This window comes from Streptomyces sp. NPDC049954 (genome assembly GCF_040656295.1).
GTDB lineage: Bacteria > Actinomycetota > Actinomycetes > Streptomycetales > Streptomycetaceae > Streptomyces.
Genome location: NZ_JBFALS010000001.1, coordinates 697,740 through 723,202, shown reverse-complemented (window position 1 = coordinate 723,202; position 25,463 = coordinate 697,740). Strand labels below are relative to the sequence as shown.

Below are 25,463 nucleotides of genomic sequence, written 5' to 3'. Positions count from 1 at the left end.
GAGGGGCAAGCGGCGGACGGGGAGCCTCGCGCCCGACTCCCGCGGCGTGGAGCCGTCCCGTCACGCAAGGCGCTGACCGCAGCAACTCAACGCATTCCGTGCACAGTTCAGCGTCACAGGCCGCGATGGCGAGTGGCCGGACGCCCCTCGACTTCCCACTTTCCACCAACGCCTGGATCGGGGATCGACAGCGGCGCTGAAGGGGAGACGTGCATTCCCCGCCCGGCCCCGCGCGCGCCCACGCCCTTGAAGCGTGCGGAGAGGCTGACAGCACCACGACGACGGGTTCAGCAGGGCAACGACCAGGACTTGACGAGGCTGACGGCCCTTCCCGCCGCATCGAGAACCAGGATCCGGGCGACATTCCCGCTCATTCACCTCCCCATCACGAGATGGGCAACTGAAAGCGTGGTACATCCGTATGCGTACAGGTCCGCCTTCTCCCTCCGCCGGCAAAGGGCCGCGACTGCGCGAGGACGACGTCACAGCGGCTGACCGGCCTCAGCAGGAGGGCGGGCGGAGCGGAGACTCGTTCCGCAGTCATGCGGGGTCGCTGATCGCCGGATGTGTCGCCATCTTCCTGGCCATGGCCACACCTTCCCTCGTCGGCAACATCACCGGTTCCATCGCGGTGAAACTGACCATCAGCGGTACGGAACTCAACTGGGCCGCCTCCTCCTCCGGGCTCGGAGCGGCCCTGGCCGCGTATCTGACCGGTTCACTGGCCGACCGGGTCGGCCGCCGGCGCATGCTGGTGGCCAGTGCGGGCGTCAACGCGGTCGGCCTGGTGGTCGCGGCGTTCTCCGGCAGCCTGTCCACGCTGATCGTCGGCCAAGTGCTGGCCGGCGTCGGCGCCGGCGGGCTCGGAGCGATCTCGCTGACCATGGTCGCCGCCGCGAGCCGGACCGCGCATCGACGCCCCCGCTACCTGGCCGCCTTCGCCGCCAGCCTCTCGACGGGGGTCATCGCCTCGGCCGGCTTCTCCGCCCTCTTCGCCACGGAGAGCAGTTACCGAGGCGCGTTCCTGGCCCTGGCCGTCACCGCCGCGCTGGGGATGGCCGTCATCGCGCTGTGCGGCGCCGAATCGCGCGCCGAGCGTCCCCGGCCGATCGACGTGAAGGGGCAGGCGTTCCTGATGGTCACCCTGACGGCCCTGCTCTGGGCCGTCATCCAGGGCTCGGGCACCCGCTGGGGAGAGAACCCCGTCATCGTGGCCTTCCTCGTCGCGGCGGCGGCCCTCACCTGCTTCGTCCTCATGGAACGCCGTCCCGGCTCCATGCTCGACCTGTCCGTTTTCCGTATTCCGGCCTTCTCCCTGGCGACGGTACTGGTACTGGGTGTGTGGTTCGTCTTCATCGGCAGCGCCTACCTCTGGGCGATCCGGCTCACCGTCGCCCAGGGGCACACTCCGCAGTTCGCCGCCGCCGGCCTGATCCTCGAAGGGGTGCTGGCCTGCGCCACCGGCTTCGCCTGCCGGCGCATGCTGTCCCGGTTCGCCGGCGTGCGGGTCCTGGTCGTGGCGGGACTGGTGTTCCTGGCCGTCGCCAACACCTGGCTGGCCCTGGCCCCCATCGAGAACCGCTCGTTCTCGGCGATGCTCGGCTACGTGCTCTTCCTCGCGACGGGCCAGGCCATGACCACGGCCGGTGTCACCGCCGCCGCCGTCAACTCGGTCCCCGCCGCACTCGAGTCCACCGCTGCGGCGACCCAGGAGATCATGCGGGTCTTCGGCGGTCCCCTGGGGCTCGCGGTCCTCGGGGGGTTGCTCTTCTCCCGGGCGCAGTCGGCACTCGACTCGCGCCTGCCGGCCCTGCGTCTTCCCCCGGGGGTCGGGAGCACGGTGTCCGGCATCAACGAGGACGGCGGAGCCGTGGCCATCGTCGGTTCGGGGTTCGCGGACCGGATCCCCTCGGTGGGCCGGGCCGCCACGGCCGGCCTCGGCGAAGGACTGTCCGCCGCCGCCTACGTCGCCACCGGCCTGTCCGTACTGATGGCGGTGGGCGCGGCGGTGTTCCTCAGGAACTGGACCGCGCGCCCCGGGGCCACGCCGCAGGGGGCGAAGAGCGCCGTCCCCGAGTAGCCGGCCGCCGGTGGTGCACCGCCAGGGCGCAACGCACGAGGCACCCGGTGTCTGTCCGGATCCGGGGGCGGTCCGCGAGAGTCTCTTCCGGGCTGGGATGATGGAGCCTGTCCAGGGCTTCCGCCATCACTGTGCGAAGGCACTTTCTGCGTGCGCCGAGGTGTACGGAGATCAACGATCTCAGGGGGACGATTGGGAACCGTCGACCGGTCGGCAGCAGAGCGGCAGCGACAGGCGAAGATCCTTCGTTTCTGGCGGGCGGTGGAGTACTTCAGCCCTCCCAAGGTCGACCCGGTGAACCCGAAGAAGCATCTGTTCGCCGTGGGTGCGAACCGGCCGCTGCCGTGGGAACCCGGCTCCAGGATCGACGAATCCCGGCCCCGCGCGAACCGGGTGTGGCGGCACACCGTCTATGCCGGGATCTTCTCCGTCGACAAGGTGCGCAACGTCCTGCTGGACGCCTTCCGCGTACCGGACGCCGAACAGGACTTCGACGGCCGGACCGGCGGCGACGGAGCTGTGCTGTGCTTCACGGTGAACGAGCAGGGGCAGCTGATCAAGGACAGCGTCACGCTGTCCTCCTGCGCCTGGGCGATCGGGCAGACCCTTGACCCGGGACCGCACGACGACCAGTGGCTGACCGGGTTCGAGGCGCAGAGCACACTGCTGTCGCAACGCCTGCTGGACCTCGGGGACGGCAAGGTCGACGTGGAGCGCTGCCCACCGCCCGACCAGGAGTCGCCTTCAGCCGGGCTCGGCGCAGTCGCGGGGCTCATGTCCCGGATCGCCGTCAGCGCGGCCAAGGGCGGGGTGGGTGCGGCGGCCGCCGCGGTCGGCGGGGGCCTGGGCCCAGTGGCGGGGGCCGTGGCCGCCAAGGTGATCGAGCAGGTCGGCGCAGACCTGCTCGACTCGGCGGCCACGCGACTGCCCGGCCGGAACAACGGCGCCCCTTCGGCCGGGGAGGGTGTGGACGAGACGGGGGAACTGGCCGAGGGGCACGAGACCGAGACCGAGGCGGAGGGCCCGCCGGCCGCCGTCGGGACGAAGGTCCTCGATGTGCACGACCTGGCCGCTGTCACCCGCTGGGTGGCGGAGCGACTCGGCGTCGCCGCCGTCCTGAGACCGAACGCGATCCGGGTCAAGAGCTACCAGGTCTCGGCCAGACAGGCCGAGGACTCCGGCGGCGACACGTTCCTCAACAGCTTCTACGCGGACGATCTCGAACGGGTCGCCGACGCCCTGGAGGCCGGACAGGTCGGCACCGCCCTGCGGGACTATCTCCGTGAGGAGGCGGAGCTGGACGCGGCACCGCGTTGCGACGTGCGCGGCGAGCCCGCGACCGTCCTGGGGCATGTGCAGCCCGCGCACATGCCCCTGGGACGGTGGCCCGCCGACAACGACAAGCCTCTCGTCCTCAGCCAGCAGTTCGCGGTCAACCGCATCATGGACACCCTGGGGGCGGACGACGGGCGTGGCGTCTACGCGGTCAACGGGCCGCCGGGCACCGGAAAGACCACCATGCTGCGCGACCTGATCGCGGCCCTCGTGGTTCGCCGGGCCGAACGACTGGCCACCCTCGACAGCCCGGAACGTGCCTTCGCACGCAAGCCGTTGACGTGGCGCACCGAGGAAACCGCCGGCAAACCGTTCCCTCGCACCATCCATCCGCTGATCCCCGAACTCACCGGCTTCGAGATGGTGATCGCCTCGTCCAACAACGGTGCGGTGGAGAACGTGACCCTGGAGGTCCCCGGAGCGCGGGCGATCGGCGACGACTGGAAACCGTACGCCGACTACCTCTCCGACCCGGCCGGCCTTCTCCTGGGCGAGGACGCCTGGGGTGCGATCGCCGCACGGCTGGGGCGGCGAAGCAACCGTTCCGACTTCGTCGAACGCTTCTGGTGGGGTGAGCCGGCGAAGAAGTCCGGTCGCGGACCGGCGAGGGGCGCGGGCGAGGACAGCCCCCGGGGGCTCCAGGAGATGCTGCGACTGCAGCGCGCCCAGTCCGCAGTGGCCCCGCGGGGCGCTGCAGCCGCGCATTCCGATGCGCCCCCGACCGCACCACCGCTCGGGCGCGAGACGTGGGCGCAGGCCGTCGAGCGCTTCACGGGAGCCCGCCGGAGGGTGCGTGAACTGGCGGCAGAGCGGCAGGAGATCGCAGATCTCCGCGCCCGGGTGTCGGGGCCGGACTCCCTCCTGGACGAGTTGCTGGCCCGTCGGTCCCACGCGCACGACGCCGTCCGGCTCCTCCAGGAGGAGCAGACCCGCGTGGAGTCCGCGGTCTCCCGCGGCCGCGACGAGTACGCCCGGCGTCGGGCGGTGGTCGCCTCGACGCGGACTCGCTTCGATGCGGCCGAGGCGGCGGTGCGCGTGGGGGAGGAGAGCGTCAGGCAGGCGGAAGCCGCGCTCCACGCCCACGACGTGGCCAAGCCCGGTCCGGTCAGGCGGGTGCTCACCCGGGAACCCATGCGCCGATGGGAGGCCGGCCGCGCTCCCCTCGCCTCGTACGTCGCCGCTGCGGATGCCCGTCTCGCCGTCCTGGCCTCCGACGCCGCCGCACTTCACGCCGATCTGCGCACCGCGCAGGGGCAGCTGGACGAGGCATCAGCTGCGGTCCGGCGGAGGGAAGCGCGGCTCGCCCTGTGCGAACAGGCGCGCGTGCGGCAGCTCGCCATGGCCTCCGAAGCCGGGCACCAGGTGGTCCGGCGACGCCGCGAGCGCGAGGCAGAACGCCAGCGGCTGGCCGGGGCGCGCGAGCGGTGGGGGAACCACGTACCGGGTGACGAGTGGCAGGCGGGGCCCGACGACCGGAGCGCGATGGAGAGGCGGGAGCTGTCCGCCCCCTGGATGGACGCCGAGTTCGCCGCGGCACGCTCCGAGCTCTTTCTCGCGGCGCTGAACCTGCATCGTGCCCTGCTGGCCACGGCACCCGATCTGCTGCGCAGGAACCTGCAGGCCGTGATGGACGTGGTCAAGGGCCAGGCGCCGGCCGATCTGCCCGCGCGGACGGTGCTCGCGGCCTGGCAGATGCTGTTCCTGGTCGTCCCCGTGGTCTCCACGACCTTCGCCTCGGCGGGACGGATGTTCAGCCGGCTGGGAAGCGAGGCCCTTGGCTGGCTCTTCGTCGACGAGGCCGGTCAGGCGGCACCGCAGGAGGTGGTCGGCGCGCTGTGGAGATCGCGGCGCGCCGTCGTCGTCGGCGATCCCCTCCAGCTCGAACCCGTCGTCACCCTCCCGTGGACGGGGCAGCAACGGCTCGCCGGACACTTCTCCGTACACCGCCAGTGGGCACCGGCCGCAGCCTCCGTGCAGAGCCTGGCGGATCGGCTCAACCCCTACGGCACCTGGCTGGCTGGAGAGGACGGGGAACGTGTCTGGCTCGGCTCCCCGCTGCGCGTGCACCGGCGCTGTGATCGCCTGATGTTCGACGTCAGCAACAAGATCGCCTACGACGGGATGATGGTCTACGGAGTCTCACGCGACCAGGACCACTTTCCGCCGGTTCGGTGGAGCATCTGGATGGATGTGGGCTCGCTGCCGGGCGAGGAGAAGTGGAACCCGGAGGAGGGGAGGAAACTGGCGCTCTCCCTCGACCTGATCAGCGGGCGCATCGAGCAGGCGACGGGCGAGGGGCCGGCCGCGCAGGACGCGGCGGGAGGCGAGTCCGCCCAGGAGCTGAGGCGTCGGCTGAACGAGACGGTCTTCGTCGTCAGTCCGTTCCGCGAGGTCGTCAACGGTATCGGCAGGGTGGCGGGGGACCGTCTCGACCCCCGGCGCTACGGGACGGTGCACACCGCGCAGGGCAAGGAGGCGGACATCGTGATCCTGGTCCTCGGTACCGGGAGGAGCCAGGTGAACTCTCGTGGCTGGGCCTCCCAGAAGCCCAACCTCCTCAATGTCGCCGTCACCCGCGCCCGGCGCCGGCTCATCGTGATCGGGGACTTCGACGACTGGTCGCGGCACCGCTACTTCAGAGACCTGGCCGAGCACGCCGATATGCGCAGATGGACGCCCGGAGGCTGAGCCCGCGGCCAACTCCCCGGCCCGCCTGCCTGACCTGATCGCGCGGTGCCAGTCGGCCGCGGAGGCCGCCGGCATCGGTGGTGCGCGCCCGGTGCGGGGCGGCGGCCTCCCGGTTCGCCGCGGTCCAGCCTCCGCTGGGCTGGGGCTCCTCACCTCGGATGGTCTGGGCGCCGGGCCACGGGCCGGCCCGGCGTCCGGGGGCAGTGAGCCAGGCCAGGACGGGGACGACCGCTGCGAGCGCCACCAGGGCCGGGGCGATCAAGGTGGCGTCGGAGCCGGAGAGCACGACGCCACCGAGGCCCGCGCCGACGGCGGTACCGACACAGTCCGTCGAGCCGTTGAGGCTCAGTGCGACGGACGCCTGGTCGCCACCCGCGACGAAGACCCGGTTCTGCCGCGGGACGAACTGGAACGAGCCGACGGCCCCCGGACCGGCGAGCGCGAGGAGCGGCGGCACGAACCAGTGCTGCACCAGGGCGAGGGCGTGGAGGAGGTCACACCCACGGAGACGATCAGCACCGTCCCCGGGCCCGACCCCAAGCCGGGCCCGGTCCACGCCGAGCTGATCGCCGGCCCGCTGGACGGCCTGCTGCGCCCCTCCGAAAGACCGGTTGGAGCAGTACCCTGTGCCGATGACTGATTCCGTGCCGCCCAGGGGCGCCGTCATTGACGCGGATGAACTGGACGCCCGGTGGGCGGACGCCTGGCGGCCCGAACAGGTCGCGGAGCGGTTGGCCGGGGTCGGTGCGCCCTGGTGCGTCGCGGCGGGGTGGGCCCTGGACTTGTTCCGCGGGGAGCAGTCGCGGCCCCACGGTGATCTGGAGATCGCGGTGCCCGCGGCTGCGTTCGCGGAGGTCCGGGACCGCTTCCCCGAGTACGTGTGTGACGCGGTGGGCTCGGGACGTGTCTGGGCGGCGGCCGGAGCGGAGGTGCTCGCGGCCACCCACCAGACCTGGATGCGGGACCCGGTGAGCGGTCAGTTCCTGTTCGACGTCTTCCGCGAACCGCACGAGGGCGCGACATGGATCTGCCGGAGGGACGAGAGCCTGCGGCTGCCGTACGACGCGATCATCGAGCGGACCGCGGACGGCATCCCTTATCTGGTGCCGGAGCTGGTGCTGTTGTTCAAGGCGAAGGCGACACGGCCCAAGGACCAGGCGGACTTCGACGGTGCGCTGCCGCTGCTGAGCCGGGCTCGGCGCGACGTTCTCGCCGGGTGGCTGGCGCGTGTGCATCCCGGACATCCCTGGGGGGAGAGACTGGCGGGACGGTGACGCGGGCGCTCCAGCGTCGGACGGCGGGACGCGCCGGCCGACGGCGGGACGGTGCCCCGCCGGCCACCACCGCCATGGGACATCGAGGACGGGCGGGCCGCCATCGCCCCCTCCCAGACTGCCGTGGCCAAGGCGCTGCCCCACTACGGAACACTTCACCACCGAGCGCGACACGCCCCCACACCGCCCTGAAACCGCGTACGGCTGCCTTGACGGAAGGCATGGAGGGCCCCGGCGTATCGCAGCCGCCACGGTGCGGCTGTCGACGGACTCACAGGCCACGGGGCCGCCGCCGCCCGGTGAACCGGGCGGGGCGTTTCGGTTTTCAGTAGACGTCGCGGACGTAGCGCCGGTCGGCGGCCAGCTGTCGGATATACGCCTCGGCGTGCTCCTCGTCGAGGCCGCCGTGGGCGACCGCGATGTCGCGCAGGGCCCGGTCGACGTCCTTGGCCATGCGGGTGGCCTCGCCGCAGACATACAGGTACGCGCCGTTGTCCAGCCAGTCCCACAGCCGGTGCCCGGCTTCGCGCATCCGGTCCTGGACGTAGATCTTGGCCCGCTGGTCTCGGGAGAAGGCGAGGTCAAGGCGGTCGAGGTGGCCGGAGCGGTGGAAGGCGGTGAGTTCCTCGCGGTAGTAGAAGTCGGTCGCCTGTCGTTGTTCGCCGAAGAACAGCCAGTTGCGCCCGGTGTCCCCACGGGCCCGACGTTCCTCCAGGAAGCCGAGGAAAGGCGCGACTCCGGTGCCGGGGCCGATCATCACCATGGGCGCCGTGGGGTCGGTGGGCGGTCGAAAGTGCGGGGAGCGCTGGACGAAGACAGGGACGGGCCCGTTGTCGGCGTCGTCCGCGAGGTAGGCGGAGCACACTCCCGTGCGCGGGTCGCCGCGGTCGTTGCGGTAACGGACGACCGAGACGGTGAGCTTGACCTGGCCGGGGTGGGCCAGCGGGCTGGAGGAGATCGAGTACAGCCGCGGTTGCAGGGGTTTGAGCACGGCCGCCCATTCCGCGGCGGTGGCCCGGACCGGGTGGGCGGTGAGGACGTCGATCGCCTGGCGTCGCCAACACCATCTGGCCAGATCGTCCTTGTTGCCCGGGCGCAGCAGTTGCTTGAGATGCCGGTCCGCGGTGCGTTCGGCCACGAAGCGGAGCAGGTCGGGTGTGATCCGGGCGATCTCCAGGCGGGTGGACAGGGCCTCGCCGAGGGGAACCTCGCCCAGGTGGGCGAACGGGAAGGGCTCGGTGGCGTCGAGTCCGGTGGCGGTCAGCCACTGCGCCACCGAATCGGCGGAGTTGGCGGGCCAGACGCCCAGGGCGTCGCCGGCCTGGTAGCTGAGATGGCCACGGTCGCCGCCGTGGGTGTCGAAGGTGAACTGGCGTACCTCCTTGCTCGATCCGGGGAGGCTGAGCAGCCGGTTGCCGACCAGCAGCGCGGCGAACGGGGAGGCCTTCGAGTACCCGGCCTCGTGCTTGGGCGTGGCCGCTGCCGCGCGGACCCCGGCAGGCACGGCTGTCGGCGGCTCGGCGACGGGACCGGGGCCGGCCAGCGCTGCCAGGACCTGGTCCAGCCACTGATCGGTGGCCTGTTGGTAGTCGGGTTCGCAGTCGATGCGCGGAACCAGCCGAGTGGCACCCAGATCGCCCAAGCGCTGGTCGATGCGGCGGCCGTGCCCGCAGAAGTCGTCGTAGCTGGAGTCGCCGAGCGCCAGCACGGCGTACCGCAGGCCGCTCAGCTGAGCGCGGGAGTCGTCGCTGCCGCTGAGGGCCTGCCAGAAGGCGGTTCCGTTGTCGGGGGCCTCGCCGTCGCCGAATGTACTGGTGATGACCAGGACGACCGCGCCGGGCGACAGGGCGTCCGGGGTGCAGTCGTCCATGCTGAGCCGGCGGGGGAGCCAGCCGGCTTCGGACAGCCGACGGACGCTTGCGGCGGCCGCGTCCTCGGCGTTGCCCGTTTGCGACGCCCACAGCACCATCACCTCACGGCGCTGGGACGGGGACTGGGCCTGGGACCACGGCAGCGAGTCGGCCGACGGCGCGGCGTGGTCCGCCTCGGTGCGCGAGAACAAGCCGGCCAGCAAGCCGTTGACCCACCGGGCCCGGTCCGGCGCGAGCGGAGCCATCGCCGGGAGCACGGGCACGGCGCCGTTCGCCGCGCCGCCGGGACGCGGTCCGCCGCCGATGCCGGTCAGGAACCCCGACAGGTAGAGCTGTTCTTCGTCGGGGAAGACGGGTGCTGCGACCAGGCCCACCCCCAGCAGACTGCCCAGCGCAGTGGCCAGGTCACTGTTCGGCTCGCCCGCGGCCGGAGCGGGGGCACTGGGCGCGGGCCCGGGCGCGGGTCCGGGTTCGGGTGATGTCACCTTGCTCGACACCTTGGTCAGCGTGACGGCGCAGAACTTGAATGCGGGTTGGTGGGAGATCGGGTCGACGGCGTCGTTGGTGACCGCGTTCAGGCTGAGGTACTCGCCGAAGAGGTCGTTCCAGTGGAACGGCGCGAAGCAGTTGCCCGGCCTGACCCGGTCGGTGACCACGGCGGGCAGTACGGCTCTGCCGCGGCGGGAGCAGACCTCGACCTGATCGCCCTCGGTGATGCCCGACCGCCGCGCGTCGTCCGGGTGGATCTCCACGAAGGGGCCGGGGTTGAGCTTGTTGAGTCTGGCGACCCTCCCGGTCTTGGTCAGTGTGTGCCAGTGGTGCTGCAGCCGGCCGGTGTTGAGCACATAGGGGAACGCGTCGTCCGGTAGTTCGGCGGCGGGCAGGTGGGGGCGGGCGTAGAACACGGCCCGGCCACTGGCGGTGGGGAAGACCAGCCGGGGGTGGCTGCCGTCGGCGCGCTCGACCGGGGTCTGGTGGGCTCCGTCGTTGAGGTAGCGGATCGGGTTGCGGTCGCTGCCGTCGACCGTGGCGCTGGGCCACTGCACCGGGGTGTCCCGCAGCCGCTGGTAGGTGACGCCGCGCAGGTCGTAGCCGGTCTCCGGGTTCCATGCCCGTTTGATCTCCTCGAAGACCTCCTCGGCGCAGCTGTAGTCGAAGGCGTCCGCGAAGCCCATCTCGCCGGCGATCCGGGCGATGAGCTGCCAGTCGGGCAGCGCCTGGCCGGGTGGGTCCGCGGCTTGTCGGAGCAGGGTGAGGTTGCGTTCGGAGTTGACCATCACGCCTTCGGCCTCGGCCCACAGTGTGGCCGGGAGCACCACGTCGGCGTAGGCGTTGGTCTCGGTCTGGGCGAAGACGTCCTGGGTGATGACGAACTCGGCGGCCTCAAGGGCTGCGATGACGGTCTTGCGGTTGGCGACCGAGGCCACCGGGTTGGTGCAGATGATCCAGCAGGCCTTGACGTCGCCCTCGGCCATCCGGGAGAACAGGTCGACGGTGCCCTGACCGGCCTCGGCCCTCAGCGTGCCGGGCGGCAGGCCCCACAACTGCTCGGTGAACTCGCGGTCCTGCGCGACCATGGACGATCGCTGGCCCGGCAACCCGGGTCCCATGTAGCCCATCTCGCGTCCGCCCATCGCGTTGGGCTGGCCGGTCAGCGAGAACGGGCCGCTGCCGGGGCGGCAGATCGCGCCGGTGGCCAGGTGCAGATTGCACAGCGCGTTGGTGTTCCAGGTGCCGTGCGTGCTCTGGTTCAGCCCCATGGTCCAGCAGCTCATCCACTCGGCAGCCGCGCCGATCCACTGCGCGGCGAGGCGGACGTCGGACTCGGGGACGCCGGTGATCTCGGCGACGCGCTGCGGCGGGTAGTCCGCCAGGAACTCGGGCATCGCCTCCCAGCCCTCGGTGAACTCGGCGATGAACGCCGCATCGGTACGGCCGTCCTGTACCAGCAGATGGAGCAGACCGTTCAGCAGGGCGAGGTCGGTGCCGGGCCGGATCTGCAGGAACAAGTCAGCCTTGGCGGCGGTGGCGCTGCGCCGGGGATCGACCACGATCAGTTTGGCGCCCGCCTTGACCCGCTCCATCATCCGCAGGAACAGGATCGGATGGCAGTCGGCCATGTTGGCGCCGATCACGAAGAAGACGTCCGCGTGTTCGAAGTCCTGATACGAGCCCGGTGGGCCGTCGGCGCCCAGGGAGAGCTTGTAGCCGCTGCCCGCGCTGGCCATGCACAGCCGGGAGTTGGACTCGATCTGGCTGGTCCCGACGAAGCCCTTGGCCAGTTTGTTGGCGAGGTACTGCGCCTCCAGCGTCATCTGGCCGGAGACGTAGAACGCCAGTGCGTCGGGCCCGTGGGCGTCGAGGATCTCCCGCAGCCGGCGCGCGGTCGCGGTGATCACCGCATCGAGGTCGGCGGCCTCTGGCTCCGCTCCCCGTTCACTCCGGACCAGAGCAGTGGTCAGCCGGCCGTCGGCGGTGAGCAGGTCAGCGCTGGTCGCGCCCTTGGTGCAGAGCCGGCCGAGGTTCGCCGGGTGGGACTTGTCGCCGGAGGCCCTCGTCACCGTGCGCCGACCGGTGGCCGGGTCGCTGCTGACGTCGAGGACCATCCCGCAGCCCACTCCGCAGTACGAGCAGACCGTCTTCACCGCAGTGGTGGCGGCCTGGGGAGCCGATGCCGTCACAAATGCCCCTTCCCCATCAGGTGGGCGAGTGCTTCGCACCGCACCTTAGGAACCATCCGTTGCGCCCGGGTCACGCGCGCCGCGCGCCGGTGGTTACGTCCGGCTCACCGGTCCGCCGTCGGCGTGTGATCCGCGCGGCGGCCGTCCCCGGGGCGCGCGGCGGCCGTCCTCGGGCTGCGTCCGGCCGGGCCGGTCAGGGCGTGGCGGCCAGGCGGTAACCGCGTTTGAGCACGGTGCGGACGAGACCGGCGTGCGGACCCAGCACCGTGCGCAGGCGGGCTATCGCGGCTTCCACCGCGTGTTCGTCGGCGTTGCTGCCCACCCAGACGCGGCGCAGCAGTTCGGCCCGGCTGAGCACATGTCCGGGCCGGTCGGACAGGGCCCGCAGCAGCGCGCTCTGGGTCGGGGACAACCACAGACACTCCCCGGCGACCAGGAGAGCGTTTCCCTGGAGCACCAACCGGCTTCCTTTGCCGCTCAGTTCGCGATTTCCGGTCGGCAGCGTTTCGACGATGGTGCGCACCAGCGAGCCGAGCCTGCCGCGGTCGGGGCAGGTGGGATGAACGCCGTGCTCCTCCAGCGGCCTGGCACAGACCGGACCGACACATACCGGCAGCACACCACCGTCCCCGACGCCGCCCCGCAGCGCAGTCACCACCTCGGCGTGCAGGTCCAGCGTCCGGGCGGCATCGAGGAAGCCGGTAATGGCCGGAGCGCTGGTAAAGGCGACGGCCTGGACCTCACGGCGCACGGTCTGTTCGACCAGACGACGCACCGCAGCCGGGTCCTCGGGCGGTCCCCAGCGGTAGACCGGCACCGAGATCACCTCCGCCCCGCGTTCGCGCAGCGCGGCGGCGAATCCGTCCAGCGGTGCGCCGTGCTCCTGTACGGCGATCCGCCGTTCGCGCAGATCGCGGGCGAGCAGCCAGGTGAGCAGTTCCTCGTTGACCTCGCTCTGCGGCGAGAAGGTCTCGCCCAGGCCGCTGGCCCGCACCGCCCCGGTTGCCTTGGGGCCACGGCTGACCACCACCGCGTCCCGGCAGGCCTCGGCCAGGCGGCGACCCAGGCCCCAGGCGTCGGCGGCACTCATCCAGCTGCGCCAGCCCACCCCGGTGGTGGCCACGACGTAGTCCAGCGGGGCCACCAGGCAGCGCTCGGTGGCGCGGCGTAGCGCGCTGTCGTCGTCGAGCGGCACGATCCGCACCGTCGGCGCCTTCACCACACGCGCGCCGCGGCGCTTGAGCATCGCGGAGAGCTCGTCGCTGCGACGCGCGGCGGTCACTCCGACGGTGAACCCGGTCAGCGGACCCAGCGAGGGACCCGTCGGCGGAACGGCTGCCGGGCCCGCCCGGTCGGGGCGCGCGGGCGGACCGGTGTCGGACATGCGACCTGTTGCCATGAGGCGAAAGGCTCCAGCAGCCGTGTTTCGCCACGGTTGCGTGCCGGTCACGTCGGCGTGAGCGCACGGCCCTCGGGAGTCCAGAATATGTCGTCCCGGTCACCTTAGGGGGGCGCCTTCGTGAGACCCCCGTACCGCTGCGGCAACACTGGCGACCCGGTCCGGAAACCCGCTCCCCCGACGCTCAGGGCATGGTCCGAACGCGCACTCCGCACGGGTCCCGTCCATGGGTGCCCGTATCCCGGTCCCTGCCGTCCCTCGAAGGAGCCCGTCCGTGACACCACAGCACCTGGTCCTGGCCGGACACGGCATGGTCGGCCAGCGCTTCCTGGAAGCACTGGCCGAGCAGGCCTCGACCGCACCGTGGCGGATCACCATCCTGGGCGAGGAGCCACGCCCCGCCTACGACCGGGTGCACCTGACCTCCTGGTTCTCCGGCACCACCGCCGAGGAACTCTCCCTGTGCACGCCGCAGTTCCTGGAGCGGCTACGTGCCGCGGGTCACCGCGTCGAGCTGTGCCTGGCTGATCCCGTGGTCGCGATCGACCGGGGAGCCCGCACCGTCACCGCCCGCTCCGGCCGCACCTTCCGGTACGACGCCCTTGTCCTGGCCACCGGCTCCTATCCGTTCGTGCCGCCCATCCCGGGCCGCGATGCGGAGGGCTGCCACGTGTACCGGACCATCGGGGACGTGGAGGTCATCCGCGACCACGCCGCAACCGCCCGGGTCGGCGCGGTCGTCGGCGGCGGGCTGCTGGGTCTGGAGGCCGCGGGCGCGCTCAAGGCCCTGGGCCTGCGGACCCACGTGATCGAGTTCGCCCCCCGGCTGATGGCCCTGCAGGTCGACCACGGCGGCGGCGAGGCACTGCGCCGCAAGATCGAGCAACTGGACGTCACCGTCCACACCGGCGCCTCGACGCAGCGCATCGACACCGACGCGGACGGCCGGGCCCGCACCATGACCCTCTCCGACGGCACCGTCCTGGACGTCGATCTGGTGGTGTTCTCGGCCGGGGTCCGCCCCCGCGACCAGCTCGCCCGAGACTGTGGCCTGCCGGTCGGCGAACGCGGCGGCATCGTTGTGGACGAGCAGTGCCGCACCGCCGACCCGCACATCTGGGCCATCGGCGAATGCGCGCTGACCGCGGACGGGCGCGTCCACGGTCTGGTCGCACCGGGCTATGCCATGGCCGAGACGGTCGCCCGCCGGCTCACCGGCGGCCAAGGCAGCTTCACCGGCGCCGACACCTCCACCAAGCTCAAGCTGCTCGGTGTGGACGTGGCGAGTTTCGGTGACGCACAGGGCACCACCGAGGGCGCCCTGGACGTCGTCTACACCAGCAGCCGCACCGGCGTGTACCGCAAACTGGTCATCGACGCGCAGGGCCGGCTGCTCGGCGGTGTCCTGGTCGGCGACACCGAGTCCTACGCCACTCTGCGGCCACTCGCTGCCAGTGGGGCACCGCTGCCTGCCTCGCCCGAGCAACTCGTCCTGCCCGCAGGACTCGGCGCGCCCCTCGGACCGCTCACCCTGCCCGAGGACGCCGTGGTCTGCTCCTGCCACAACGTGGACAAGGGCAGCATCGCCGCGGCCGTCCGCGACGGCGGTTGCGAGACCCTGCCGCAGGTCAAGAAGTGCACCAAGGCCGGTACCGGCTGCGGCAGTTGCAGCAAGCTGGTCGAAGGCATCCTCAAGGAGGAACTGGAGGCGTCCGGAGCCGAGGTCGCCCGCGGCCTGTGCGAGCACTTCGCCCACACCCGCGCCGAGCTCTACGAGATCGTCCGGGTCAAGGGCATCAACAGCTTCTCGCGGCTGCTGGAGGAGCACGGCACGGGTGAGGGCTGCGAGATCTGCAAGCCCGTGGCCGCCTCCATCCTGGCCAGCCTGGACCAGGGCCACATCCTGGACGGCGAACAGGCCATGTTGCAGGACACCAACGACCACCACCTCGCCAACCTGCAGCGCAACGGCTCCTACTCGGTCGTACCCCGCATCCCCGGCGGCGAGATCACCCCCGACAGCCTGATCGCCATCGGCGAGATCGCCCGTGACTTCGGCCTCTACACCAAGATCACCGGCGGTCAGCGGATCGACCTCTTCGGGGCCCCGGTCGACCAGCTCCCCCTGATCTGGCGACGCCTGGTGGACGCGGGCTTCGAGTCGGGCCACGCCTATGGAAAGGCCCTGCGCACTGTCAAATCCTGCGTCGGCCAGACATGGTGCCGCTACGGAGTGCAGGACTCGGTCGCCCTCGCCATCGAACTCGAACTGCGCTACCGAGGCCTGCGCGCTCCACACAAGATCAAATCTGCGGTCTCCGGCTGCGCCAGGGAGTGCGCGGAGGCGCAGAGCAAGGACTTCGGTGTCATCGCCACCGCCGAGGGCTGGAACCTCTACCTCGGCGGCAACGGCGGCATGACCCCGCGCCACGCCGACCTGTTCGCCAAGGACCTGGACCATGACACCCTGATCCGCACCATCGACCGGTATCTGATGTTCTACATCCGCACCGCCGACCATCTGGAGCGCACCGCTCCCTGGCTGGACCGCCTCGAAGGCGGCCTGGACCACCTGCGCGCCGTCCTGCTCGACGACTCACTCGGCATCTGCGCCGACCTCGACGACCTCATGGCCCGCCACATCGCCACCTATCAGGACGAATGGGCCGCCACCCTGGCCGACCCGGAGCGACTGCGCCGTTTCGTCTCCTTCACCAACGCGCCCGACACCCCCGACCCCACCGTGCGCTTCGTTCCCGAGCGCGACCAGATCCGCCCCGCCCGTCCCGACGAGGACGGCCACACCCTGCCGGTGGCGCCCGTGCCCCTGATTGCCGGCCCTTCCCTGGAGGTACGTACCCGATGACGCTGACACTCACCGAACAGCCCACCGTTCAGCAGCCCGCCGCCCAGTGCACCCACCACCCCTCCGCGCGGCAGTCGCCGACATCCCGGGTCGAGATCCACGACGGCAGGAACTGGACTCCGGTGTGCACTCTGGCTGATCTGACGCCTGGACGCGGCACAGCCCTGCTGGTCGACGGAGAACAGGTCGCCGCCTTCCGCGACCGCGCGGGACAGCTCTACGCCTTGGACAACCGCGACCCCTTCAGCGGCGCCTACGTCCTGGCCCGCGGCCTGCTCGGCACCCGCGGCCCGGTACCGGTCCTGATCTCCCCGATGTACAAGCAGGCGTTCGACCTGCGCGACGGCACCTGTCTGGACGAGGAGACCGCACCGGACGGCAACAGCAGCCAACTGCGGACCTGGCCGATCCGACTGCAACCCTGAGCCCTGATACCACTTCAGCCCAGCTCTCGACGCCATCCGACCGCCGCCTTCACACGGGCAGACGGTCGATGTGCGTGATCCGTAGCGCTGTGGTGCCCTCGCGAAGCGGGCTGCGAAACATCCGCTCCCCAGGGTGGGGACCAGTCAGCGGCAGCCGCCGCAACCCCCGCCGAAGGCAGGCAGCCATGAGCGCGACAGTCCATGACTCGCACACCGCCACCACGAAGACCCCACCCCGGACCCGGTCCCGCACGATCGCCGAATGGCAGCCCGAGAACCCGGATTTCTGGCAGCACACCGGTGCTGCGGTGGCCCGGCGCAATCTGGTCTACTCCGTACTGTCCGAACACATCGGATTCTCCGTCTGGAGCCTGTGGTCGGTCCTGGTGCTCTTCCTCGGACCTCAGTACCACATCGACACAGCCGGGAAGTTCGTCCTCACCGCCGTCCCCACAGCCGCCGGATCGCTCCTGCGCCTGCCCTACACCACCGCGGTGGCGCGCTTCGGCGGGCGCAACTGGACCATCGCCAGCGCGTTGCTGCTGCTGATCCCCACCGTGCTGGCCGGCACCCTGCTGAAGCCCGGCGTCTCCTACACCGCCCTGCTGGTGCTGGCCGCCGTGGCCGGAGTCGGCGGCGGCAACTTCGCCTCCTCCATGGCGAACATCAACGCCTTCTATCCGCAACGCCTCAAGGGCTGGGCACTGGGGATCAACGCGGGCGGCGGCAACATCGGCGTCGCAGCCGTGCAACTCGTCGGCCTGCTGATCCTGGCCACCGCGGGCGCCACCCACCCCCGGCTGCTGCCCCTGGTCTACGTCCCCCTGATCGTCCTGGCGGCGCTCGGCGCCGCCCTTCGGATGGACAACCTCGACACCTCCGGAGACCAGCGGCACGCTCTGCGCGACATCTGCCGCGAACCGCACACCTGGGTGATGTCCGCGCTGTACATCGGTACCTTCGGCTCCTTCATCGGCTTCGGCTTCGCCTTCGGACAAGTCCTGCAGGTGCAGTTCCACACCCAGTTCGACAGCCCCCTCAAGGCGGCCTACCTGACCTTCCTCGGCCCGCTGCTCGGCTCACTGGTGCGCCCGATCGGCGGCAGGATGGCCGACCGCTGGGGCGGCCCCCGGGTGACCTGCTGCAACTTCGCCGCGATGGCCCTCGGCGCGGGTACGGTCCTGATCGCCTCCGAACAACACTCGCTGCCCTTGTTCCTGATCGGATTCATCGCCCTGTTCGTGCTCAGCGGCATCGGCAACGGCTCCACCTACAAGATGATTCCAGCCATCTTCCAAGCCAAGGCCCGCGCCGCGGTGCTGGCCGGCATGGGCCAGGCCGAGGCCGAGCAAGCTTCCCAGCGCCAGGCCACCGCACTGATCGGGGTCGCCGGCGCGATCGGCGCCTTCGGCGGCGTCCTGGTCAACCTCGCCATCCGCCAGTCCTTCCTCAACGCCCACAACGGCAATGCCGCCTACCTGGCCTTCCTCGGCTACTACGGCCTGTGCCTCTGCTTGACCTGGGGCGTCTACCTGCGCGGGCGCGAGCCGGCCGCACAGAAGTGACCCTCGACGCCCACCGCACACTCCAGGGAAGGACGTGCCCCATGCCGTCGCCGATCGCCGTGGTCCTCGCTGTTCACGGAACCCGGAACCCGGCAGGGACCGCGGTGACGCAGAACCTGGCCCTCGCTCTCGCCGACCGGCTCGGACTGCCAGTGCGTCCCGCCTACGCGGATGTCCACGGGCCCACCGTCGCGGACGTGCTCAGGAGTACACCGACCGGCCGTATCCCGGTCCTGGTGCCGGCCTTCCTTTCAAGCGGCCATCACGTCCGCACCGACATCCCCGCGCAGATCCTGGGCTCCGGCCGCACCGACACGGTCGTCACCCCGCCGCCAGGCCCGGCATCGCCTCTCCTCGCCGCGTTGACGGACCGGCTCGCCGAGGCTGGTGCGGGGCCCGGCGACGCTGTCGTCCTGGGGGCGGCCGGCTCCCGCGACCCGGCCGCCCGGGCAGAGGTCGCCGCACTGGCCCAGACCTTGGGCCGCCGCCTCGGCACGGCCGTGTCCGTGGGCTGGGCTGCGTCCGTGCGACCCACCGTCGCCGAGGCGGTCGCGAACGCCCGCTCCTGGGGAGCACGGCGGGTATCGGTCGCCACCTGGCTGTTGGCACCAGGCCTGTTCGCTGACCGGATCAACGACTGCGGCGCGGACGTCACCGCACCTCCGCTCGGAATCCACCCGGCCCTGGTCGAAGTGCTCGCCCAACGGGTGGAGGCGGCCACTCACCACAGCTGACACAACGACGCGCTGAGGTCCGTCCCCGGAGGTGCCCCGGCTCGCCGGTGTCGACGAACCGGGTCAGGGCCTGCTGCAGCAGCTCCAGCCGCGAACTCGGAACCGCCGGCAGCTGTGCTGGTGAAGAAGGCAGCGCACTGACGTGAGGGCCGGGCGGGAGCGCGGCCGGCTGGACACGCTGTGTCAGGGGCGCGCGTGCACACTGAGAGGCTCAGGCTTGATCGATGACGCCGGCGGCAGTGCTCGACGAGGCGAGCCGCAGGTGCGTCGAGCCGGCGGCTTCCCCCGGCTGTGTGAGGTTTCGTGGGACGTGAGAGGGTCTGGGGCGTGAGGGAGACACCGTCGAACACCCTGCAATACCGCTTTGACGGGCCAGAAGACGCCCCCGTCCTGGTCCTCGGCCCCTCCCTGGGCACCACCTGGCACATGTGGGACCGGCAGGTGCCGGAGCTGACCCGGCACTGGCGGGTGCTGCGGTTCGACCTGCCGGGGCACGGTGGGGCCGGGGCCTATCCGGCCGATTCGGTCGGTGAGCTCAGCGACCGGCTGCTGCACACCCTCGACCTCGCCGGGGTGCGCCACTTCGGGTACGCGGGCTGTGCGTTCGGGGGAGCGATCGGCGCGGACCTCGCGCTGCGCTTCCCGCAGCGGGTCGCCTCGCTCGCGCTCGTCGCCACCTCCCCGCGCTTCGGCACCGCCGACGAGTACCGCCGGCGCGGGGTCGTCGTACGCACCAACGGCCTCGACCCCGTCGCGCGTTCCTCGCCGGAACGCTGGTTCACCCCGGCGTTCGCCGCCGCTCAGCCCGCCATCACGGACTGGGCCGTGCAGATGGTGCGCACCACCGACCCCGGCTGCTACATCGCCGCCTGCGAGGCGCTCGCCACCTGGGACGTCCGCCAGTCGCTCGCCCGCATCACCCTGCCGACGCTCGTCGTGGTGGGTGCCGAGGACCAGGTCACCGGTCCCGGGCAGGCGAGGACCCTGGTGGCGGGCATAAGCGATGCCCGGCTCGCCCTCGTCCCCGGCGCCGCGCACCTCGCGCCCGTCGAACAACCGGCCGCCGTGACCGACCTGCTGGTGCGGCACTTCTCGGCGAGCTGGCTGCCCGAGGCGGCCGTCCTGCCGCCCGCGAGCCCGCCGCACCGGGCCGCCGCCCCGCCGCTGAGCGGCCCGCGCCCCGAGATCGCCCCGTACCGCGAGGAGACGCCCGGGGTGCGCGCCGACCCGTACGACACCGGGATGCGGGTGCGCCGCGAGGTCCTCGGCGACGCCCACGTGGACGCGGAGACGGCCGCCGCCGACGCCTTCTCCGAGGACTTCCAGGAGCTGCTGACCCGTTACGCGTGGGGCGAGGTGTGGCAGCGCCCCGCCCTCGACCGCCGCAGCCGCTCCTGTGTGACCCTCACGGCTCTCGCGGTGGGCGGCCACACCGAGGAACTGGCCGTGCACACCCGGGCCGCCCTGCGCAACGGGCTCACCCCCGCCGAGATCAAGGAGGTGCTGCTCCAGATCGCCGTGTACTGCGGGCTGCCCACCGCGAAGACGGCGTTCCGTATCGTCGGCGACGTCATCCGCGAGCAGACCACCCCGCAGGAGTAGCACCCGTCCTCCGGCGAGCGCGCCACCCGGCCCGCGGCCCGGCCGGTCTCACCCCGCGGCGCCCCGGTGCGGCGGATGCGGGAGCATGGGCCCATGGAGCTGATCAAGAAGACCCATGCCTGTGTGCGGCTCGAACACGAGGGCCGCAGCCTCGTCATCGACCCGGGGGCTTTCACCGAGCCCGACGCCGCCGTGGGCGCCGACGCCGTACTGGTCACCCACGAACACCCCGACCACTTCGACGAGGGCCGGCTGCGCGCCGCCCTGGACGCCAACCCGGCGGCCGAGATCTGGACGCTGCGCTCGGTCGCGGAACGCGTGTCGGCCGCCTTCCCGGGGCGGGTGCACGTCGTCGGCCACGGCGACACCTTCACCGCCGCCGGCTTCGACGTCCAGGTGCACGGCGAACTGCACGCCGTGATCCACCCGGACATCCCGCGCATCACCAACATCGGCTTCTTCGTGGACGGCACCGTCTTCCACCCCGGCGACGCGCTCACCGTGCCCGACCGGGCCGTCGAGACGCTGCTGCTGCCCGTCATGGCCCCCTGGAGCAAGATCTCCGAGGTCATCGACTACGTCCGTGAGGTGAAGCCGCGGCGCGCCTACGACGTGCACGACGCCCTCCTCACCGATCTCGCCACCCCGGTCTACGAGAACCAGATCGGCTCGCTGGGCGGGGCCGAGCACAAGCGGCTGAGCCCCGGGACGTCCGTCCGCGTCTGAGCCGCGCTGTCCGAGTGGCCCGGTAGGTTGGTCGGCATGCGTATCGCCACCTGGAACGTGAACTCGATCACCGCTCGCCTCCCGCGGCTGCTGGCCTGGCTGGAGGCGAGCGGCACGGACGTGCTGTGCGTGCAGGAGACCAAGACGACGGCCGAGGGCTTCCCCACCGAGGCCCTGCGCGAGCTGGGCTACGAGGCCGCCGTCAACGCCACGGGCCGCTGGAACGGCGTCGCGGTCATCTCCCGCGTGGGCCTCGACGACGTCGTCACCGGGCTGCCCGGCGGCCCGCTGTACGAGGGCGTCGAGGAGCCCCGGGCGGTCGCCGCGACCTGCGGACCGGTGCGCGTGTGGTCGGTGTACGTGCCCAACGGCCGGGAGGTCGGCCACGAGCACTACGCGTACAAGCTCCAGTGGTTCGAGGCGCTCAAGGCCGCCGTCCTGGGCGACGCGAAGGGCTCCCGGCCTTTCGCCGTGCTCGGGGACTACAACGTCGCACCCACCGACGAGGACGTGTGGGACCCGGCCGTCTTCGAGGGCGCCACCCACGTCACCCCGCCCGAGCGCGCCGCCCTCGCCGACCTGCGCGGCGCCGGGCTCGCCGACGTCGTGCCGCGCCCGCTCAAGTACGACCACCCCTACACCTACTGGGACTACCGCCAGCTCGCCTTCCCGAAGAACCGGGGCATGCGCATCGACCTCGTCTACGGCAACGCCGCCTTCCAGAAGGCGGTCGGCGACTCCTACGTGGACCGCGAGGAGCGCAAGGGCAAGGGCGCCTCCGACCACGCGCCCGTCGTCGTCGACCTCGACGTGTAGCCGCCGGGGCCCACGGACCCGGTCAGTCCCCGGCGAGCCGGCGCAGCTCTCCCAGGCCGACGCGGCCGGCCATCGCGGAGAGTCCCGCCGCGTTCGGATGCAGCCCGTCGCCGCTGTCGAACCCGGGGCGCAGCCGGCCGGGTTGCCCGGGGTCGGCCACCGCCCGGTCGAAGTCCACGACCCCGTCGAAACCGCCGCCCCCCGAGCGCAGCCAGGAGTTGACCTCGCGGCGACCGGCCTCGACCTCGGGCGTGCAGCGCCGCTCGCCCCCGCACGGGGTCAGGGTCGCGGCGAGCACCGGAAGGCCACGGGCCCGGGAGCGCCCGGCGATCTCCTTCAGCTCCGCGATCACCTCGGGGGCCTTCGCACCCCAGCGCAGGTCGTTGAGGCCGAGGTACACGACGGCCACGCGCGGCGAGGTCTGCGCGAACAGGTCGCGGTCGAGCCGGTTGGCCACCCGCACCCCGCTGGTGTCCGGCGTCAGCCCGTCGCCCGGGTAGCGGTCGGCCAGCAGCCGGTTGGCGGTGAGCCCCTGGTTGAGCACCCCGTAGCGCGGTACCGCGTCCTGTCCCCGCAGCCGCCGCGACAGGGCGTCCGTCCACCGCTGGTCCGCGCCCTTCTCCGTGTGCGCGCCGACCGTCGTGGAGTCGCCCAGCGCCACGACCGAACCGGGTCCACCCGCGACGTCCACCCCTGTGAGCAGCGGCCAGTTGTCCAGCGAACCCTCGAAGGCCGCGCCGTCCCGGTCCCGGGTGTGGTCCGCGTCGCCGTCGGTACTGACGTACGAGGTCTGCACCGCCGCCGTGCGCACCGGCAGCGAACGCACCGTGCCCGCCAGGCGGAGACTGACCAGCAGGTCGCTGTCCGGCGGAGCTTCGAAGCCGAGCGGATCGCTGCGCACCTGCGCCCCCGCCGCGAGCGTGGTGCCCGAGTGCCCGCCGAACCGCAGTCGCACGGGTCCCGATGTCGCGGAGGCGCCCGAGGACCGGACGGCGATCGTCGCGCCGGAGATCCGCACCGGGCCGTCCGCGAAGGTGTTGTCCAGGCGCACCCGCACCCGCGAACCGCCCGCCGAGGAGTGCACCACCAGCCGCAGGGTGCGGTCGGTCCAGGGGCCGACCTCGACGCGGGCCGCGGTGGCCGCCGACCAGCTCCCCGTCCAGCCCGTCGTCGCCTCGCGTACGGAGAGCGCGAAGACGTGCAGGGCCGGGGCCCCGGCCCGCTCGCGCGGCAACGTCACGGCGCGTACCGCCTTGCCGCGCTCCACCGGCACCGTCACGGTGTAGAGGCGCGGCCGGCCCTCGCCGGAGCCCGTCGGCGTGTGCAGGGAGTCCAGGGCCACCGACTTGGTGGCGAGCGGCCCCGAGCGCCAGTCCGGGGCCGAGAGCCGGTAACGGGAGTGAGACCCGTCCGCGTAGTGCACGAGGCCCTGTCCCGAGGCCGGGCCGCCGGTCGCCGCGACCAGGAAGGCGAGCGCCCCGCCCCGGCCGGAGACCGCGACCCGCTGTCCGTCCGCCCGCACGTTGTCCGGCTGTCCGGGGCGGGTCGCGGGCAGCCGCAGCCGGGCTCCCGCGACGGTCACCTCGCGCCCCGGCCGCCAGCCCGCCCGGGCGAGCGCGCCGGCCGACAGCGAGCGTCCCGATCCGTCGAAGTCGGCGGCCGCGGGGTGCCGCGCCGAGCTGATGCCCCGGTTGTCGAACAGCTGGTGCAGCGGCCGCGCGGCCTGGGCGTGCGGCGGTGCCGCCGTCGTCGGCGAGGTCAGCAGCAGGGCCGAGCCGAGCAGCGCCGATACGGAGGCGGCCCTGCGGACGCGTCTGCGCACGTGCGTCCCCTTCCCGGCGGACGCCGGTCCGTCGGCGTCCGCCCCCTCTGTCGTCCAACTTCTGATGTCGTCGGACTCCTGCCCAGAAACTCACCCGTAAGAGTCTTCCCCGGTGTGAGATTGACCGGTAAAACCGCCAGTGCGACGCGTATGCGGTGCGTATGCGGTCGTGCGCGCCCTGTGGTGCCGGACGCGGCCCGGATGCGAGGGTGGGGCCATGAGGATTCCGTTCCCGGGCAAGTGGCACAAGCGGCGGGGCGCGGCGACCGGACACCCGGCCGGGGCCCCGGCGGCCTCCACCGCGGGCCCGCGTCCGGTCGCCGTCCTGCTGGAGGACGATCCGCAGGCGGCGGTCGAACTGTTCGGCGAATGCGAGCTGTTGCGCTCCCAGGCGGCCGAGGCGGGCCTCGAACTCGACGACTCAGTCGAGTCGTTGAGCGCCCTCGACCAGCTGCTGCCGCGCTGGCGCGCCGACCCCGAGGTGCTCACCTGGCTCGGCAACGACGCGGGGCTCTACCTCGGGACGGTCCTCGTGCGCACCGTGCCCGGCGCGGCCTGGCGGATCGGTGCGGACGGCTTCCCGGTCGTATCGCTGTCCAACGGGCGGGAGTTGCGGGTCGTCGAGGACGGACGGGACTGGGCCGTCACCGGCGCACCCGAACTCTCCCAGGTCTACGGCGAGGTCTCCGAACCCTGAGCCGCCCCGCCCCCGGCCCGGGGGTGGAAATACGGTTATTGCCCCCTTGTGCGTGTCGCCCGCCAAGCCCCGTGGCGGGGTGGGTAGTTTGCGCGGACCGACACAGCTACGAGTGGGCAGGTCTTAGCCGATGGCCGTCGATCCGTTGATCGAGCTGCGCGACGTCAACAAGTACTACGGGGAGCTGCACGTACTTCAGGACATCGATCTCACCGTGCACCGCGGGGAGGTGGTCGTCGTCATCGGTCCCTCGGGCTCGGGCAAGTCGACGCTGTGCCGCACGATCAACCGGCTGGAGACCGTCGAGTCCGGCACCATCACCCTGGACGGCCGGCCACTGCCCGAGGAGGGCAGGGCGCTCGCCGGGCTGCGGGCCGAGGTCGGCATGGTCTTCCAGTCCTTCAACCTGTTCGCGCACAAGACGGTCCTCCAGAACGTGTCGCTGGCCCCCGTCAAGGTGCGCCGCCGCAAGGGCCAGGAGGCCGACCGCCGCTCCCGCGAACTCCTCGACCGCGTCGGCCTCGCCGGCCAGGCCGACAAGTACCCCGCCCAGCTCTCCGGGGGCCAGCAGCAACGGGTGGCCATCGCCCGGGCCCTCGCCATGGACCCCAAGGCGCTCCTGTTCGACGAGCCGACCTCCGCCCTCGACCCGGAGATGATCAACGAGGTCCTCGAAGTGATGCGGCGACTGGCCGAGGACGGCATGACGATGGTCGTGGTGACCCACGAGATGGGCTTCGCGCGCTCGGCCGCCAACCGCGTCGTGTTCATGGACGGCGGCCGGATCGTCGAGGACCGCACCCCTGAGGACTTCTTCACCCGCCCGGAGAGCGAACGGGCCAAGGACTTCCTCTCCAAGATCCTCAAGCACTGAGGGGGGAC

At 71.9% G+C, this 25,463-nt stretch carries 16 protein-coding genes; 12 read left to right on the top strand and 4 right to left on the bottom strand.

Annotated features, from left to right (window positions below; genetic code table 11):
* Positions 1-421: 421 nt before the first annotated feature.
* Both AB0J21_RS02995 and AB0J21_RS02990 read left to right on the top strand, forming a co-directional pair.
* Entirely contained in the window at positions 422-2,080 is a 1,659-nt protein-coding gene (locus AB0J21_RS02995; RefSeq protein WP_363143988.1) for an MFS transporter, read from the top strand.
* Between the two features lie 192 nt (positions 2,081-2,272).
* The gene (locus AB0J21_RS02990; RefSeq protein ID WP_363143987.1) at positions 2,273-6,103 is read left to right on the top strand and encodes an AAA domain-containing protein; all 3,831 of its coding nucleotides are present in this window, start codon (positions 2,273-2,275) and stop codon (positions 6,101-6,103) included.
* Here the strand turns inward: AB0J21_RS02990 and AB0J21_RS02985 are convergent.
* Positions 6,051-6,575, bottom strand: coding sequence for a hypothetical protein (locus AB0J21_RS02985; RefSeq protein WP_363143986.1), 525 nt, complete (start codon positions 6,573-6,575; stop codon positions 6,051-6,053). The two genes, AB0J21_RS02990 and AB0J21_RS02985, sit on opposite strands and share 53 nt — an antisense overlap.
* 160 nt (positions 6,576-6,735) lie before the next feature.
* On the opposite strand from AB0J21_RS02985, the gene AB0J21_RS02980 reads away from it, so the two are divergent.
* Entirely contained in the window at positions 6,736-7,377 is a 642-nt protein-coding gene (locus tag AB0J21_RS02980; RefSeq protein WP_363143985.1) for a hypothetical protein, read from the top strand.
* 325 nt (positions 7,378-7,702) lie between these two features.
* Here AB0J21_RS02980 and AB0J21_RS02975 read toward each other — a convergent pair whose 3' ends face one another.
* Positions 7,703-11,929, bottom strand: coding sequence for a bifunctional nitrate reductase/sulfite reductase flavoprotein subunit alpha (locus AB0J21_RS02975; protein ID WP_363143984.1), 4,227 nt, complete (start codon positions 11,927-11,929; stop codon positions 7,703-7,705).
* Between the two features lie 193 nt (positions 11,930-12,122).
* Positions 12,123-13,328, bottom strand: a complete 1,206-nt coding sequence (locus AB0J21_RS02970) for a uroporphyrinogen-III synthase (RefSeq protein ID WP_363143983.1) — start codon at positions 13,326-13,328, stop codon at positions 12,123-12,125.
* A gap of 310 nt (positions 13,329-13,638) precedes the next feature.
* Between AB0J21_RS02970 and nirB the strand changes: the two genes are divergently transcribed.
* From nirB to AB0J21_RS02935, 7 genes are all read left to right on the top strand, one after another.
* On the top strand, positions 13,639-16,194 hold the full coding sequence (gene nirB / locus AB0J21_RS02965) for a nitrite reductase large subunit NirB (protein WP_363144093.1): 2,556 nt from the start codon (positions 13,639-13,641) through the stop codon (positions 16,192-16,194).
* Positions 16,191-16,619, top strand: a complete 429-nt coding sequence (gene nirD / locus AB0J21_RS02960; protein ID WP_363143982.1) for a nitrite reductase small subunit NirD — start codon at positions 16,191-16,193, stop codon at positions 16,617-16,619. Before nirB ends, nirD begins: the two co-directional genes overlap by 4 nt.
* A 185-nt stretch (positions 16,620-16,804) precedes the next feature.
* A complete protein-coding gene (locus AB0J21_RS02955) occupies positions 16,805-18,184 on the top strand; it encodes a nitrate/nitrite transporter (protein ID WP_363143981.1) in 1,380 nt (459 codons plus the stop codon).
* A gap of 41 nt (positions 18,185-18,225) precedes the next feature.
* Positions 18,226-18,918 carry a CbiX/SirB N-terminal domain-containing protein gene (locus tag AB0J21_RS02950; protein ID WP_363143980.1) on the top strand — a complete coding sequence of 231 codons (693 nt, stop codon included), beginning with the start codon at positions 18,226-18,228 and terminating at the stop codon, positions 18,916-18,918.
* Positions 18,919-19,245: 327 nt separating this feature from the next.
* Complete coding sequence (locus tag AB0J21_RS02945; RefSeq protein WP_363143979.1) at positions 19,246-20,520, top strand: alpha/beta fold hydrolase; 1,275 nt, start codon at positions 19,246-19,248, stop codon at positions 20,518-20,520.
* 93 nt (positions 20,521-20,613) lie between these two features.
* Positions 20,614-21,246 carry an MBL fold metallo-hydrolase gene (locus AB0J21_RS02940; RefSeq protein ID WP_363143978.1) on the top strand — a complete coding sequence of 211 codons (633 nt, stop codon included), beginning with the start codon at positions 20,614-20,616 and terminating at the stop codon, positions 21,244-21,246.
* A gap of 36 nt (positions 21,247-21,282) precedes the next feature.
* Complete coding sequence (locus tag AB0J21_RS02935; protein WP_363143977.1) at positions 21,283-22,062, top strand: exodeoxyribonuclease III; 780 nt, start codon at positions 21,283-21,285, stop codon at positions 22,060-22,062.
* A 22-nt stretch (positions 22,063-22,084) separates the two neighbouring features.
* Here AB0J21_RS02935 and AB0J21_RS02930 read toward each other — a convergent pair whose 3' ends face one another.
* Positions 22,085-23,884 (bottom strand): GDSL-type esterase/lipase family protein, encoded by a 1,800-nt coding sequence (locus AB0J21_RS02930; protein ID WP_363143976.1) that lies wholly within the window; start codon positions 23,882-23,884, stop codon positions 22,085-22,087.
* Between the two features lie 217 nt (positions 23,885-24,101).
* Here AB0J21_RS02930 and AB0J21_RS02925 point away from each other — a divergent pair, with 217 nt between their 5' ends.
* The gene (locus AB0J21_RS02925) at positions 24,102-24,581 is read left to right on the top strand and encodes a DUF6278 family protein (RefSeq protein WP_363143975.1); all 480 of its coding nucleotides are present in this window, start codon (positions 24,102-24,104) and stop codon (positions 24,579-24,581) included.
* A 130-nt stretch (positions 24,582-24,711) separates the two neighbouring features.
* Positions 24,712-25,455 (top strand): amino acid ABC transporter ATP-binding protein, encoded by a 744-nt coding sequence (locus tag AB0J21_RS02920; RefSeq protein ID WP_363143974.1) that lies wholly within the window; start codon positions 24,712-24,714, stop codon positions 25,453-25,455.
* Positions 25,456-25,463 lie beyond the last annotated feature (8 nt).

Bases quoted from the DNA above. Each gene is read 5' to 3' on its own strand.
- nirB (WP_363144093.1), top strand. From the start codon at position 13,639: ATGGTCGGCCAGCGCTTCCTGGAAGCACTGGCCGAGCAGGCCTCGACC.
- AB0J21_RS02935 (WP_363143977.1), top strand. From the start codon at position 21,283: ATGCGTATCGCCACCTGGAACGTGAACTCGATCACCGCTCGCCTCCCG.
- AB0J21_RS02940 (WP_363143978.1), top strand. From the start codon at position 20,614: ATGGAGCTGATCAAGAAGACCCATGCCTGTGTGCGGCTCGAACACGAG.
- AB0J21_RS02980 (WP_363143985.1), top strand. From the start codon at position 6,736: ATGACTGATTCCGTGCCGCCCAGGGGCGCCGTCATTGACGCGGATGAA.
- nirD (WP_363143982.1), top strand. From the start codon at position 16,191: ATGACGCTGACACTCACCGAACAGCCCACCGTTCAGCAGCCCGCCGCC.
- AB0J21_RS02970 (WP_363143983.1), bottom strand. From the start codon at position 13,328: ATGGCAACAGGTCGCATGTCCGACACCGGTCCGCCCGCGCGCCCCGAC.
- AB0J21_RS02950 (WP_363143980.1), top strand. From the start codon at position 18,226: ATGCCGTCGCCGATCGCCGTGGTCCTCGCTGTTCACGGAACCCGGAAC.
- AB0J21_RS02955 (WP_363143981.1), top strand. From the start codon at position 16,805: ATGAGCGCGACAGTCCATGACTCGCACACCGCCACCACGAAGACCCCA.
- AB0J21_RS02925 (WP_363143975.1), top strand. From the start codon at position 24,102: ATGAGGATTCCGTTCCCGGGCAAGTGGCACAAGCGGCGGGGCGCGGCG.
- AB0J21_RS02920 (WP_363143974.1), top strand. From the start codon at position 24,712: ATGGCCGTCGATCCGTTGATCGAGCTGCGCGACGTCAACAAGTACTAC.
- AB0J21_RS02995 (WP_363143988.1), top strand. From the start codon at position 422: ATGCGTACAGGTCCGCCTTCTCCCTCCGCCGGCAAAGGGCCGCGACTG.